Origin of the sequence: Jannaschia helgolandensis, from assembly GCF_900109285.1 — a bacterium.
GTDB classification, from domain to species: domain Bacteria; phylum Pseudomonadota; class Alphaproteobacteria; order Rhodobacterales; family Rhodobacteraceae; genus Jannaschia; species Jannaschia helgolandensis.
Genome location: NZ_FNZQ01000004.1, coordinates 164,524 through 177,773, shown reverse-complemented (window position 1 = coordinate 177,773; position 13,250 = coordinate 164,524). Strand labels below are relative to the sequence as shown.

Annotated in this window: 17 protein-coding genes and 1 pseudogene; 7 read left to right on the top strand and 11 right to left on the bottom strand. The window is 63.8% G+C overall.

Annotation, left to right across the window (positions count from 1 at the left end):
* Window positions 1–29 precede the first annotated feature (29 nt).
* Entirely contained in the window at window positions 30–452 is a 423-nt protein-coding gene (locus BMY38_RS11735) for an ABZJ_00895 family protein (RefSeq protein ID WP_092762995.1), read from the top strand.
* A gap of 132 nt (window positions 453–584) precedes the next feature.
* Complete coding sequence (locus BMY38_RS11730; protein ID WP_092762993.1) at window positions 585–797, top strand: hypothetical protein; 213 nt, start codon at window positions 585–587, stop codon at window positions 795–797.
* A gap of 2 nt (window positions 798–799) precedes the next feature.
* Here BMY38_RS11730 and BMY38_RS18420 read toward each other — a convergent pair.
* Window positions 800–1,609 (bottom strand): annotated as a pseudogene (locus BMY38_RS18420) (sterol desaturase family protein).
* Window positions 1,610–1,798: 189 nt separating this feature from the next.
* Here BMY38_RS18420 and purM point away from each other — a divergent pair.
* The 3 genes from purM to rnd are packed head-to-tail and all read left to right on the top strand — an operon-like array spanning window position 1,799 to window position 4,671.
* Window positions 1,799–2,848, top strand: a complete 1,050-nt coding sequence (purM, locus tag BMY38_RS11715) for a phosphoribosylformylglycinamidine cyclo-ligase (RefSeq protein WP_092762988.1) — start codon at window positions 1,799–1,801, stop codon at window positions 2,846–2,848.
* Window positions 2,845–3,462, top strand: coding sequence for a phosphoribosylglycinamide formyltransferase (gene purN, locus BMY38_RS11710; RefSeq protein ID WP_092762987.1), 618 nt, complete (start codon window positions 2,845–2,847; stop codon window positions 3,460–3,462). The genes purM and purN overlap by 4 nt, the downstream gene beginning before the upstream one ends.
* 51 nt (window positions 3,463–3,513) lie before the next feature.
* Window positions 3,514–4,671 carry a ribonuclease D gene (gene rnd / locus BMY38_RS11705; RefSeq protein ID WP_092762986.1) on the top strand — a complete coding sequence of 386 codons (1,158 nt, stop codon included), beginning with the start codon at window positions 3,514–3,516 and terminating at the stop codon, window positions 4,669–4,671.
* On the opposite strand, the gene BMY38_RS11700 is transcribed toward rnd, so the two are convergent.
* The 9 genes from BMY38_RS11700 to BMY38_RS11660 form a co-directional block, all read right to left on the bottom strand.
* Window positions 4,668–5,129 (bottom strand): SH3 domain-containing protein, encoded by a 462-nt coding sequence (locus BMY38_RS11700; RefSeq protein ID WP_092762985.1) that lies wholly within the window; start codon window positions 5,127–5,129, stop codon window positions 4,668–4,670. The two genes, rnd and BMY38_RS11700, sit on opposite strands and share 4 nt — an antisense overlap.
* A 98-nt stretch (window positions 5,130–5,227) precedes the next feature.
* Window positions 5,228–6,076 carry a DMT family transporter gene (locus BMY38_RS11695; RefSeq protein ID WP_092762984.1) on the bottom strand — a complete coding sequence of 283 codons (849 nt, stop codon included), beginning with the start codon at window positions 6,074–6,076 and terminating at the stop codon, window positions 5,228–5,230.
* A gap of 21 nt (window positions 6,077–6,097) precedes the next feature.
* Window positions 6,098–7,195, bottom strand: coding sequence for an ABC transporter ATP-binding protein (locus BMY38_RS11690; RefSeq protein WP_245737584.1), 1,098 nt, complete (start codon window positions 7,193–7,195; stop codon window positions 6,098–6,100).
* A complete protein-coding gene (locus BMY38_RS11685; RefSeq protein WP_092762982.1) occupies window positions 7,192–7,989 on the bottom strand; it encodes an ABC transporter permease in 798 nt (265 codons plus the stop codon). The genes BMY38_RS11690 and BMY38_RS11685 overlap by 4 nt, the downstream gene beginning before the upstream one ends.
* Complete coding sequence (locus BMY38_RS11680; RefSeq protein ID WP_092762981.1) at window positions 7,989–8,909, bottom strand: ABC transporter permease; 921 nt, start codon at window positions 8,907–8,909, stop codon at window positions 7,989–7,991. The genes BMY38_RS11685 and BMY38_RS11680 overlap by 1 nt, the downstream gene beginning before the upstream one ends.
* 42 nt (window positions 8,910–8,951) lie before the next feature.
* Window positions 8,952–9,272 carry a hypothetical protein gene (locus BMY38_RS11675; protein WP_092762980.1) on the bottom strand — a complete coding sequence of 107 codons (321 nt, stop codon included), beginning with the start codon at window positions 9,270–9,272 and terminating at the stop codon, window positions 8,952–8,954.
* Between the two features lie 169 nt (window positions 9,273–9,441).
* Entirely contained in the window at window positions 9,442–9,960 is a 519-nt protein-coding gene (gene rpsI / locus BMY38_RS11670; RefSeq protein WP_092762979.1) for a 30S ribosomal protein S9, read from the bottom strand.
* Window positions 9,961–9,962: 2 nt separating this feature from the next.
* Window positions 9,963–10,424, bottom strand: coding sequence for a 50S ribosomal protein L13 (rplM, locus tag BMY38_RS11665; RefSeq protein WP_092762978.1), 462 nt, complete (start codon window positions 10,422–10,424; stop codon window positions 9,963–9,965).
* Between the two features lie 151 nt (window positions 10,425–10,575).
* Window positions 10,576–12,021 (bottom strand): aminotransferase-like domain-containing protein, encoded by a 1,446-nt coding sequence (locus BMY38_RS11660; protein ID WP_092762977.1) that lies wholly within the window; start codon window positions 12,019–12,021, stop codon window positions 10,576–10,578.
* Between the two features lie 110 nt (window positions 12,022–12,131).
* On the opposite strand from BMY38_RS11660, the gene BMY38_RS11655 reads away from it, so the two are divergent.
* Window positions 12,132–12,359, top strand: a complete 228-nt coding sequence (locus tag BMY38_RS11655) for a DUF1127 domain-containing protein (protein ID WP_092762976.1) — start codon at window positions 12,132–12,134, stop codon at window positions 12,357–12,359.
* Between the two features lie 135 nt (window positions 12,360–12,494).
* The gene (locus BMY38_RS11650; RefSeq protein WP_092762975.1) at window positions 12,495–12,794 is read left to right on the top strand and encodes a hypothetical protein; all 300 of its coding nucleotides are present in this window, start codon (window positions 12,495–12,497) and stop codon (window positions 12,792–12,794) included.
* A 2-nt stretch (window positions 12,795–12,796) separates the two neighbouring features.
* Here BMY38_RS11650 and BMY38_RS11645 read toward each other — a convergent pair whose 3' ends face one another.
* Window positions 12,797–13,246 (bottom strand): PaaI family thioesterase, encoded by a 450-nt coding sequence (locus tag BMY38_RS11645; RefSeq protein ID WP_245737583.1) that lies wholly within the window; start codon window positions 13,244–13,246, stop codon window positions 12,797–12,799.
* Between the last annotated feature and the right edge of the window lie 4 nt (window positions 13,247–13,250).

Below are 13,250 nucleotides of genomic sequence, written 5' to 3'. Positions count from 1 at the left end.
CCCGGAGGGGTCAAGACAGGAGACACAGGATGACCGACGCGCGAACACCATTTCTGGTCCGATATACCCTGGTTCTTGTCGGGACGCATATTGCGCTGACCGCACTCGGCATGATCGTCGTGCAGGTTTTCGCAGTGGCGATTCCCTCCGGTGCCATAGCGATCATTCCCCCTATGATCGCCGCACTCGCCGCCGGTCAAGGCTGGGGCCGGGCCATCGGCGCGGTGCCCGACAGTGCTGCGGCCTGGCGATTCGCGGTATTCGGCGGGCTTATCGCGCTGGCCCTGCAACTGGCGATCGCCATATTCGCACTGGTCGCGCTGCCGGGTTTCCAACTGGACACCGGGGCCATGTTGACGCTGATGGCGATCATGGCTGTGGTTTTCGTCATGTCGGTGCTGGTGAACAGGTTCTTCGTGACGATGGGGGCAAAGGCTGTGCTGCGCGGCTGAAGGTTTCTGACCTGCGAAACCGCCTGTCCCATCAAGCAGAATATCAATCACCGAGAGAATTTCATGAGGCGTTTACGCTTGCCGCAGCGTCATGTCGTTCCTAAGGTCCACGCGCACAACCGGAGTATTTTCATGAAGTTGACGAAAACCCTTGCTGCCGCCGTTCTGATCGGCAGTCTGTCCCTCGGCTCCGGCAACGCAGGCGTGCTTCAGCCCGCGCCGTCCAGCGGCGGGTCCGACAGCAACGGCGGCTTCCTGATCGCCGCCATCATCGTCATCGGCGCGGCAATCTTCGCTGGCAGCCGGGCTGCGACGGACACGAGCGCGACGACAACGGACGAATAGCTTCAGCCACGCCCAAGACGCCGCAGCGGCTCCCACAGGGCCGCGCGCAGGGTATGAGTGGTGAGCTTCGGCTCATCCTCCAACCCGAACTGCACAACTTCGATGCCCTGCGTCAGATAGAGCGTGCCGAACATCCAGTCCCAAACCGACAGGACCTCGCCAAAGTTGCGCCCGTGATGTCGGGGCAGGGTGGAATGGTGGATCTGATGTTGCGCCGGCGAGATGAACAACCGCTCCAGCACCGGACCATAGCCGATTCAGACATGACTGTGCCGGAAGTTGGCCAAAGCCGCGTGACTGATTACCAGAAAGGCATTCACCCCGGCGATTTCCGCCACCGTGGGTCCCGCATCCAGCACGCCGATCGCCAGACCGGACACGATGCCGATCACCGCGGAATAACCCAGCGGAACGATCAGCTGCATCAGGGGGTGATGGCGATAGGCGGTCAAAGGGGTCATCACTTCGGCGCTGTGATGCAGCGCATGCAGGGGCCAGATCGCGGACCAGCCATGCAGCACGCGGTGCATCCAGTAAAGCGTCAGGTCGCCCACCACGAACATCAGTGCGGCCAGCGTCCAGGGAGACATCTCGACCGCTCCGCTGCCGATCGCGTCGGCGACCCAGGTGGCGATGAACGGCGTCACCGTCAGTCGCGTCAGCAGACCCGACAGCACCAGCAGACGCCCGATCCCGAACAGGATCAGGTCCAGCCGGTTCGACCTGTGACCCCAGATCGACCGGGGCGTCAGCCAGGCCCAGAACCCGATTCCCGGTCGCCGCCACAGCCACAGGCCGAAAGCAAAGATCATGGCGGGCACGATATATTCCGGTGCCAGCAGCGATTGCATCCCGAAGAAGGCACCGTAGATGTCCATCAATTCCATATCGAACCTCATATCGGGCGCATTTCAGGCAAACCCTCACCCGCCGTCAAGCTTGCACCATTGATGCGAACTGCCCCGGCTGATACGCCGCAGCCGACAAACAGATAGGTCGGGATGACGATGACGAATAATGGCCTCACCTATGCCGATGCAGGCGTGGATATCGACGCGGGCAACGCCCTTGTCGATCGTATCAAGCCCGCTGCGAAAGCCACCGAGCGGCCCGGAACGATGGCCGGTCTGGGTGGGTTCGGCGCGCTGTTCGACCTGAAGGGCGCGGGTTATTCCGATCCTATCCTTGTCGCGGCGACTGACGGTGTCGGCACCAAACTGCGGCTGGCGATCGATACGGGACGGATGGACACGGTCGGCATCGACCTCGTGGCGATGTGCGTCAACGATCTGGTGTGCCAGGGGGCGGAGCCGTTGTTCTTCCTCGACTACTTCGCCACAGGCAAGCTGGTCACCGAAGACGCGGCGCAGATCGTCGAAGGCATCGCGGCGGGTTGCGTGGCCAGCCGCTGCGCCCTGATCGGAGGTGAGACGGCCGAGATGCCCGGCATGTATCACGCGGGCGATTTCGACCTTGCCGGGTTCGCGGTCGGCGCGATGGAGCGGGGCAGCGACTTGCCCGCAGGGGTCGCTGCGGGCGACGTGTTACTGGGCCTGCGCTCGGACGGGGTGCATTCCAACGGGTTCAGTCTGGTGCGCCGGGTGGCGGAGCACGCGGGGCTGACGTGGAACGATCCCGCACCCTTCGCCGATGCCACGCTGGGCGCGGCCCTGCTGACGCCGACGCGACTTTACGTGTTACCCGCGCTTGCCGCGATCCGTGCGGGCGGGGTCCACGCGCTGGCCCATATCACCGGCGGCGGGTTGACCGAAAACCTGCCCCGCATCCTGCCCGATGGCCTGGGTGCCGATATCGATCTGTCCTCCTGGGAGGCACCCGGCGTCTTCGGCTGGCTTGCACAGGCCGGGGGCATCGCGCGGTACGAGATGCTCAAGACCTTCAACTGCGGTATCGGCATGGTTGTGGTCGTGTCCGCCGACCGCGCGGACGCGCTGGCCGAAGTGCTGACGGGTCAGGGCGAAACCGTCGCTTGTCTGGGCACGGTCACCGACGGCGCAGGCATCCGCTATACCGGCGATCCGCGCTGGTGAGCGGCAGTGCGAAAAAAGTCGCGATCCTGATTTCCGGTGGCGGCTCCAACATGGAGGTTCTGGCCCGCGATATGACGGGTGACCACCCGGCGCGGCCCTGTCTGGTGCTGTCGAACGACCCCGACGCGGGCGGGCTGGCACGCGCCGCCGCCCTGGGTATCCCGACCGCCGCCATCGACCACCGCACCTTTCCGGACCGTGCCGCGTTCGAGTCCGCCTTGCTGACCCGTCTGGCCGAAGACGCCCCCGATATTATCGCGCTGGCCGGGTTCATGCGCATTCTGACCCCCGGTTTCACCCGCGCCTGGCAGGGCCGGATGCTGAACATTCACCCCTCTCTCCTGCCGCTCTACAAGGGCCTTCACACCCATGCCCGCGCCATAGACGCAGGCGATGCGCAGGCGGGATGTTCGGTTCACGAAGTCACTGCCGAATTGGACGACGGCCCCATTCTGGGGCAGGCCCGCGTGCCCGTCCTGCCGGACGATACGCCCGATACGCTGGCGGCCCGCGTCTTGATTCAGGAGCATCGGCTTTACCCCGCCGTCCTGCGCCGTTTCGCGGGTGGCGACCGCACCCGGCTGGACCTTCCCCCTGTTGTGAATATCAACTAGACCGGCCCGACACATCCGTTCCGAAAGGTCGCCGCCATTTCCGCCTCGCAGATTACAACGCTGACCACGACCGAGGCGCTTGCCGCCTTCTGCGCCGAGGCCGCGAAAGCCCCCTACGTCACCGTCGACACGGAATTCCTGCGCGAGCGGACGTATTATTCGAAACTCTGCCTCGTGCAGCTGGCCTATCCCGGCGATGGCGAGACCGATGCCGTTCTGGTCGATCCGCTGGCCGACGGCATCGACCTTGCGCCGTTGTATGACTTGTTCCGCGATACCTCCGTCGTGAAGGTATTCCATGCTGCCCGTCAGGATCTTGAAATCTTCGCCATCGAAGGCGACACCATCCCCGCGCCGCTGTTCGACACGCAGGTCGCGGCGATGGTCTGCGGCTTCGGCGAACAGGTCGGATACGAGACGCTGGCCCGCAAGGTCGCCAAGGCGCAGATCGACAAATCCTCGCGTTTCACCGACTGGTCGCGCCGTCCGTTGTCGGACGCGCAGAAGATCTATGCGCTGGCCGACGTGACGCATCTGCGGGTGATCTATGAATATCTGGCCGCGGAGCTGGAAAAATCCGGCCGCCAGGCCTGGGTCGAGGAGGAACTGGATATCCTGCGCGACCCCGCCACGTATCGGGTGGAGCCGCGCAGCGCGTGGAAGCGTCTCAAGATGCGGAACCCGTCGCCGCGCTACGTCGCCATCGCGCGCGAACTGGCCGCCTTCCGCGAGACCTATGCCCAGTCGAACAACGTGCCGCGCACACGCGTCTACAAGGACGATGCCCTGCTGGAACTGGTCTCGATGAAGCCCAGGGACGCGGGCGATTTGTCCAAGGCCCGTCTTTTGCTGCGCGAGGCCCGGAAAGGTCCGATCGCCGACGGCATCCTTGCCGCCGTGGCCACGGGGCAGACGATCCCGCGTGAAGACATGCCCAAACTGCCCGACCAGAAAAGCCGCGACCAGATCAATGCCGCTTTGGCCGACCTGCTGCGCGTGCTGCTCAAGGCCAAGGCGGAACAGGCGGGCGTCGCGTCCAAGCTGATTGCCACGGCATCCGATCTGGACGACATCGCGGCGGGTGAGCGGGCTGGCGATTGGGCCAGGGGATGGCGGGGCGAGGTCTTCGGGGCCGATGCCCTGCGCCTGTGCGAAGGCCAGATCGCGCTGGCCTGCAAGGGTAACGAAGTTCGGATCGTGTCGCTTTAGCGCGACACGTAGGCGCCATGCACCCATCCTTCGGCCCCGGTGGCGTGGCGCACGGCGATCCAGTCGCCCTGGGTCCGCAACGGAACCAGCCGGTCGCCCGGATAGACGCGGCGCAGGATGCGGTGGCTGGTGCCGGGACCGGCGCGGAAGTTCAGATATCCGTCGGAGGTCTGCTTGACGAACAGCACATTGCCCGCCCGCTTTTCCCCGCGTTCCAGATAATTGCCCGACACCCAGCCACGTTCGCCGGACGACAGGCGGATATTGTACCATTTGCCCAGCGTCTCCTCTACGTCCACGCGGTCGCCGGGGGACAGGCGGCGGATGACGTCGAATCGCGTGCCGGGACCGGCTCGCATATTCAGATACCCGTCGTCGGTCCGCGCCACGTAAAGCGTCTGCGCCATTGCACCGAGCGGGACGAGCAGCAGGAACGCCATAAATAGCACGTGTCGCATGGGGATCTCCGGGTTGCCTTGCTGTCTGGTGCATCGTGGCCCGCCGCAGCGACAGGATCAAGCGTTGGCGCGACGCAGTCTCGCCCGCTGCCGCGCCGTCAGGTCCGCGCCCAACGCAGCAGGGCCGCACCCAGCAGGGTCGTCATGGTCGAAAAGACCTTCATCAGGTTCAGAGGCTCTCGCAGGATCATGACACCGATGAACAGCGCGAAGATGATCGACGTCTCGCGCAGGGCGGTGACAAGGGCGATCGGGGCCTGCGTGAAGGCCCATGTGACAATGGCGTAGGCCACAAAAGATGCGCCGCCACCGATCCAGAAGGTCCTTTGCCCCGGTCCGGCGAGTTGCCGGAACGTGCCAGGTGACCGCAGTGCGAGATAGAGCGCCATCATCGCCGCGTTCCCTATGGAAAGCCATGCGTAATAGCCCACGGCGGTGCCCGCGGCCCGCGCGCCGGTGCCGTCGACCAGCGAATACCCCGCGATGAACCCACCCGTGACAAGCGCCAGAAACGCGGCGCGTCCGTTGCGAAGCCCGTCCGCATGCCGGGCCAGTCCCAAACTGACGATCCCAAGCCCGATGATCAGGACAGCGAGAAGCTCCGTCGGCGCAAGGTCGACGCCCAACAGCACGACTGAAACGGCGGCCACGATCAGGGGCGCGGACCCGCGGGCGATAGGATAGACCTGCGTCAGATCGCCGATCCGGTAGGAGTTGATCAGGAACATCTGATACCCGAAATGCAGCGCCATTCCGCCAACCATCCATGGCAGGGCCCCGGCGGCGGGCAAGGGGACGAAAAGCAGGCTGGCCAGCGCGAAGGGAACGTGACCCAGCATGATACCGGCCATGCCCAACAGCTTGTCGCTGCCGCCCTTGACCATCGCATTCCAGACTGCATGCAGGGCCGCCGCACCGAGTACCGCAAGGAAGACAGTCAGTGTCATACGTCATCTTTCCCGGACAAATCAGCGAAACAGTGTCAGAGCGCCCGGCGACCAGGCCAGCCGCGCCTGTGTGCCGATATCCAGCACGGGCCGCCCGAACACGTTGCGCATGGAGATCCGCACCGGGGCATCGCACCCGTCCAGCCGGACATCGTAATAGGTCATATCTCCGTAATAGACCACTTCGGTGACGCTGCCGTCCGCCACCCGGCCCTCCGACGTCTGCCCCGGAAACAGGAGAGTGGCGGTTTCGGGCCGGAACCCGACTACCGGCTCCCCGTCGGTCGTCGCGATCGACTGCAGGTCGTCCACCACGATCTTGCCCAGCCCCGCGACTTCTACCACGTCGTCGTCGACCGTCGCGGGCAGGAAGTTCATCGTGCCGATGAATTCGGCCACGCGGCGGCTGACGGGCCTGCGATACAGATCCTCGGCCTCGGCCAGTTGCGCGATCTCGCCCTCGAACATGACGGCAATGCGGTCGGACATGACCAGCGCCTCCTCCTGGTCGTGGGTGACAAGAATGAAGGTGATGCCGACCTGCCGTTGCAGGCGGATCAATTCCACCTGCATCTGTTCGCGCATCTTCTTGTCCAGCGCGCTCAGCGGCTCGTCCAGCAGCAGAACCTTGGGCCGCAGCACCAGCGCACGGGCCAGCGCGACCCGTTGCCGCTGCCCCCCGGACAGTGCGTTGGCCGCCCGCCCGCCAAAGCCGCCAAGCCCGACCATGTCGAGTGCCTCCGCGACCAGCCGGGCCTTGGCTTCGGCATTCAGGTCCGACCGTTTGCGCAAGCCGAATCCGACGTTCTGCGTAACGCTCAGATGAGGGAAAATGGCATAGGACTGGAACACCATATTGGTGGGCCGCTTGTTGGGCGACAGCTTGGTCATATCCCGATCCGAGATGACGACAGTGCCCCCGGATACATCCTCGAACCCCGCGATCACGCGCAGCAACGTCGTCTTGCCGCACCCCGACGGCCCCAGCAGGGAGAAGAACTCGCCCGCGCGGATGTCCAGGTCGATGCCGCGCAGGGCATGATAATCGCCATAGTATTTCTGGATGCCTGTCAGATGAATCAGCACATCTCCGGATGCGCGCGCATGTAATTCGGTCACAGAAACCCTCCGGTATCTTTGCCACCCATGCGCGCGATGCCACGGCGGCGGTTCCATTCGGCCAGCGTCAGGATCAGCACCGACACAAGCACGAGGATCGTGCCCAGCGCCATGATGACGGGCAGCAGTTTCGGAAACCGCAGCAGCGACCAGATATAGACGGGCAGGGTGGTGTCGCTGCCGGTCAGGAAGAACGCGATGATGAATTCGTCGAGCGAGATCGTGAAACAGATCAGCAGCGCGGCCACGATGCCCGGCATGATCAGAGGCAGGGTAATCAGCCGGAAGGTCGAGGCACGGGTCTCGCCCAGATCGATGGCCGCTTCTTCGAGCGCCGGATCGAGGGCCTGAAAGCTGGCGTTCAGGATGGCAATCGCAAAGGGCGTGCTGATCAGGACATGCGCCGCGACGACGGTCCAGAGCGACAGCGACCAGCCGAAGAACCGGACAACCACCACCAGAAGCGACGTCGCAACGATGATCTCGGGCAGCACGAGTGGCAGCATCACCAGACCAAGCGCCGCCGCCTTGCCCGGAAAACGATAGCGCACGTTGGCCCGCGCCGCCGCCAATCCCAGCAATACCGACAGCACCGACGAGGCGCCCGCGACCATCAGTGAATTGCCCAGCGCGCGATGCAGCTCCGCATTGGTCCAGAGCTCGGCGAACCAGTCCAGCGTGAATCCATCCAGCGGGAAAGCAATCACCGTGCCCGAATTGAAGGCGAACACCGGCAACAGCAGGATCGGCGCATAGAGGAACAGAAGGAAGGCGAATACATAGAAACGCAGCATCAGCGCGGTCCCCCGGCCAGTCTGCGCGCCAGCCAGACCGTGGCGAGCGCGATGATCGTGACCAGTATCATGGCGATTACCGCCAGTGTTGCGCCCATCGGCGCGTTGTTGAGACCCAGAAACTGCGTCTGGATCATGTTGGCGATCATCAGCCCGCCGGGCCCGCCGACCTGCGCCGGGGTGACATAATCCCCGACTGTCGGGATGAACACGATCAGCAGCGCGGCCACGATGCCCGGCGCGGCCAGTGGCAGGGTCACACGAAAGAATGCGGTAAGCGCGGTTTCGCCCAGGTCGCGTGCCGCCTCCAGCAGGCTGCGGTCGATCTTCTCCAGGGCTACGAAAATCGGCAGGATGGCGAAGGGCGCAAAGGCGTGGGACAGGGTCAGGACGACGGCGCTGGCCGAATAGAGCGGCGCGCTGAGCCCCTCCTGCATCCAGAGGATTCCAGTTGCATTTCCAAAGGCTTCCAGCGGGACGTTGATGTAATCCAGAATCGAATTCAACACGCCATTGTAGCCCAGGATCACCTTCCACAGGAATATCCGCAGCAGGTAACTTGTCCAGAACGGAATGGTGATCAGGAACAGCCACAGGCTTTTTCGGTCAGGACGCACGCGAAAGCTGACGTAATAGGCGACCGGAAAGGCCAGCAGAACGGTGATCAGCGTCACCAGCCCCGAAATCCAAAGGCTGCGTCCCATGATGGCGCGATAGATCGGGTCGGTCAGCGCCTCGCGGTAATTGGCCAGGGTCAGGGTGCGGTCGATGGTCAGGTAATCCTGCGTCCAGAAGCTGAACAGCACGATGGCCAGCATCGGACCCGCCATCAACGCGACCGCATAAAGGAACGGCGGCGCGATCAGCGTCAATCCGCGTTTGCTGTCCTGATCCAACGGCACCCCCAAGCGATAACGCATGTCATGCGCGACGTTTGTCGCCTTCGCAAGTGGTCACCCGTATCAGTCGCCGGTTTGACGGGGCGTGGCCCGTAGACCCGTATTGCGGTGCAGGGCCGGTACCGTCGCCTTGGCCTGCGCGTCCAGTCGCGCAAGGATCGCCGCCGTGGTTTCCGCCGTGACGACCTGAACCCGCGCCGCCAGTGTCTGAGCCACCACCAGCAAGCCGCCGATTGCCAGTCCGCCGCCGGTGCCCATCAGCACCGGGTCCATCGCATAAAGGAACACGCCGCGTCCGGCGATCATGGTTCCGAACCCGACCAGCGCCCAGCCGCAGACGGCGATGATGAACAGAAGGATACGGGTGAAGATGAAACGGGCCATTTGCAGCGATAGAGCCGCATGAACGGTCGTCCTGCAATGCTCAGCGCAAATCCATGTCGTCTGCGCGGGGTTCGGCGCAGGCTAAACGATGGCAGCCAACGGCCCAGGGGTATGCGAAAAGGGCCCGCACATGGCGGACCCTTCGACAATCGCAATGCGAGGCCGAGACTTAGCGCTTGGAGAACTGGAAGCTCTTGCGGGCCTTGGCCTTACCGTATTTCTTCCGCTCGACGACACGGCTGTCGCGGGTCAGGAAACCTGCCGCTTTCAACGCGCCGCGCAGACCGGGTTCATACAGTTGCAGGGCCTTGGAGACACCGTGCTTCACGGCACCGGCCTGTCCGGTCAGACCACCGCCCTTGACGGTCGCCATGACATCGAACTGACCTTCGCGGTCGGTGATCTCGAACGGCTGCTTCAGGATCATCTGGAGCACGGGACGCGCGAAATACGTGTTCACGTCCTTGCCGTTGACGACAACCTTGCCGGAACCGGGCTTGATCCAGACGCGGGCGACGGCATCCTTGCGCTTGCCGGTGGCATAGCTGCGGCCCAGCTCGTCGCGGACAGGCTCGCGCGGGGCGGAGGTGTCCAGCAGGACAGTCTCGCCACCGTCAGTGGAGGCGGTCGAACCGGAAGTGTCGACGGCGCCCTTGAGGTCTTCGAGGGAGTTCAGTTGCTCGGCCATGCTCAAGCGCTCCTGTGGTTCTTGGGGTTCATCGATTTGACGTCCAGCACTTCGGGCGACTGCGCCTCGTGCGGGTGGTCGGCGGAGGCATAGACGCGCAAGTTCGTCATGATGTGACGCGACAGCTTGTTGCCGGGCAGCATCCGCTTGACCGCCTGCATGACGACCCGCTCGGGGAACTTGCCATCCAGAATTTCCTGCGTCGTGCGCGACTTGATACCACCGGGGTATCCTGTGTGCCGGTAATGCGGCTTTTCACGCTTGTTGCCGGTGATCTGCACCTTGTCGGCGTTGATCACGATCACATTGTCGCCCATGTCCATGGACGGCGTGAATGTCGCCTTGTGCTTGCCGCGCAGGCGCGTGGCGATGACTGACGCAAGACGCCCCAGAACCACGCCTTCGGCGTCGATCAGGATCCATTTCTTGTCGATCAGGTCGGGGGTCATGGTAAAGGTCTTCATGGCCTTGCCCTTCTCTGGGTGAATGACGATGGGGCCAAGCCCCGCATGGAGGCCTTATAGAGGCGGCATTGACGGCGTCAACGCGCAAAATATTGTAATAAAACAGTATAATCAGTTGTTTACGAATGGGGTTTTATTTTACCCCATCCGTTCAGACCCCAATCCGCTCCGATGGGTTGTCCAGCAGGTCGCGCAGACGCCGGATCGCCGCTTCGAAGCTGGTCAGGCTGACGCCCGCATTGATCGCCAGCCGCACGGCATGGGGCGTATGGTCGTCGCGGGCCGCAAACTCCTCGGCGGCGCGGATGCGGACGCCACGGCCGGCTGCGGCCTGGCAGAAGGCGCCGGCGCGCCACCCTCCGGGCAGGGTCAGCCAGAGGAACGGCACATCCATACGCCAGTTCAGGTCATAGCCGCCAAGATGGTTCGCGGCGGTCTGGATATAACGATTGACCTCGGCCCGTGCGGCGGCGCTTTGTCCCGGCAGATCAGGATGCGGCAGCAACAGCCCCGCCAGATCGGTCAGCGGGGTTCCCAGGCCGAAATAGCCGTGTTCCGCCGACCGCCGCAGCGCGGGCGTCCAGTCGCCGGGCGCAATGGCGAACCCGAAACGCAGCGCCGGGGTTACCGTTTTTGCGATCGAGGAGACATACCAGCCCCGTTCCGGTGCCAATCTGCGATAGCAGGCGGCCTGCGACCGGCCCATTCGGTAGCAATCGTCCTCCATGATCTGAAGGTTGTGGGCGCGGGCGACCTCGACGATTTCCAGCCGCCGGGTCTCCGGCGTGAAGATGCAGGTCGGGTTGTGAACTTCCGGGGAAGTGCAGAGGACCTGCGCGTCGCATCCCTGCGCCGCTTCCGCCAGCGCTTCGGGGACGATGCCATGACGGTCCATCGCGACAGGCACGACATTGGCGCGCAATGCCTGCGCGGCACGGCGGAACCCCGGATAGGACAGCGCCTCGACCAGAACGGTCGGCTTCGATCCGGTCAGCACGGTCTGCAGGACCTGGAAAATGGCGCTTTGCCCGCCATGGGTCAGAACGATGTCCGACTCGCTCACCGGGCCGAGCGGCGTGTTGTCGAGCCAGGCCAGAACGCCTTCGCGCGCTGCCTGCGCCCCACCGCGACTGGGATAGTGCATCATGCCCGACGGCGGATTTTCGGCCACTTGAGCGAGCAGTTTCCGGATCAGAAGATGTTGTCCTTTCGCAGGCAGATGCGGCGAGAAAAGGTTGACCTCATAGCTGTCGCCGCCGGTGCGATGCGGGATCGAGTCGACCTCGATCATGTCCTCGATCACATCGGCGATCAGTGGGGCAGGCCGGGCACTGACCGGCTCCGCTACATATGTCCCGCGCCCGACTGCGGCACTCAGGATGCCCTTGTCCGTCAGGCGGCTATAGGCCCGGGCGACGGTGCCCGGCGTGACGCCGATCTTCCATGCCAGTTCGCGCACCGGGGGCAGGCGGGTGCCGGGGGGCAGGGCGCCCCGGTCGATGGCGGCCCGCACGGCGGATTCCAGCACCGCATACTTTGGCCGGGAATCCTCGCCGAACGAGACCTGAATTACATTCGTATCCGGAATTGTATTCATCACAATGTATCGCTGGATTCGGGTGCGGGAAGATTGTATCTATAAATCACACCCTAGCGGTGAAATTGTATCAATACAAGCACAAGGTTATATCCCGAAAGGAACAGACCATGACGGCCCTCGCATTCGATCACCCCGCCCTCAACGCATACGCTGTCTCCGGCGCTTCGCCAGTCGCCACTGCGCTGATTGCCGCCGGATCGACGCTGGCCAAATGGGAGACACGGGCGCGGACGCGCGCCGGGCTCAAGCGTCTCGATGCGATACAATATCCCGATATCGGTCTGACCACCGCCGAAGTGCTGCACGAGGTGGCAAAGCCGTTCTGGCGCGCATGAGGCGTCCGGACACTTCCCCCCCTGGGCCGGGTCGTCTGCGGACACCCGGTCCTTTTTTATGCGGGGCACAAGATTTGAGCGAACCGTCGACGCGGCTTTTGCGTTGAGCCGCATCAACAAACGACGGAGCCAGCCATGCGACCCCTTCTGATCCTCGCCCTCTCTGCCGGTTCCGCCCTGGCGCAGCCGGTCGATCCCGAAGCCGATCTCGATACACTGGACTGCAAAGCCACCGCAGGCGGAGTCGAATGCGCCGTCGAAACCATGACGGGAGACGATGCCGAAAACACGGTCCTCTACTGTCTTGCGGAAGATGCCGAAGGAGAGCCTTTGGCCAATTCCACTGTCAGCACCGGAACCGGCATTGCCGTCTTCAACAGCATTGCGCCAGAAAATGTGGATCGTATCGCCGCCGTGACCTGCCGCACCGAATGACGTCAGGATACGGACGGGATGGAATAAGTCAGTGTCGCCCGCGCTACGGGGCGGGCGTCGCCTTCCGATCGGAGCAGACAATCCCCCACCGCCAGCGCGCGCCCCAGTTTGAGGATCCGCACCTCGCAGATCAGGTCGGCCCCGGCGACGGGTTTGCGCATGAAGTCGATGGAGCAATTTGTCGTCACAGCCAGCGCGACCGGGCCGATCCGCGACAGGATCGCCAGATAGACGCCCACATCGGCCAGCGCGAACATCGACGGCCCGGACACCGTGCCGCCGGGGCGCAGATGCCGGTCGGCGACTGTCATGCGAACAGTCAGGCCATCCATATCGACGCGGTCCAGCGTGAAATCCTCGGCCACCTGCAGGAATTCGGCCGACAGAAACCGTTGCAGCGCGCGCGCATCCATTTTCAGCCCGGTCGTTTTCGGCCCAGTCATTTCCGTCATTGCA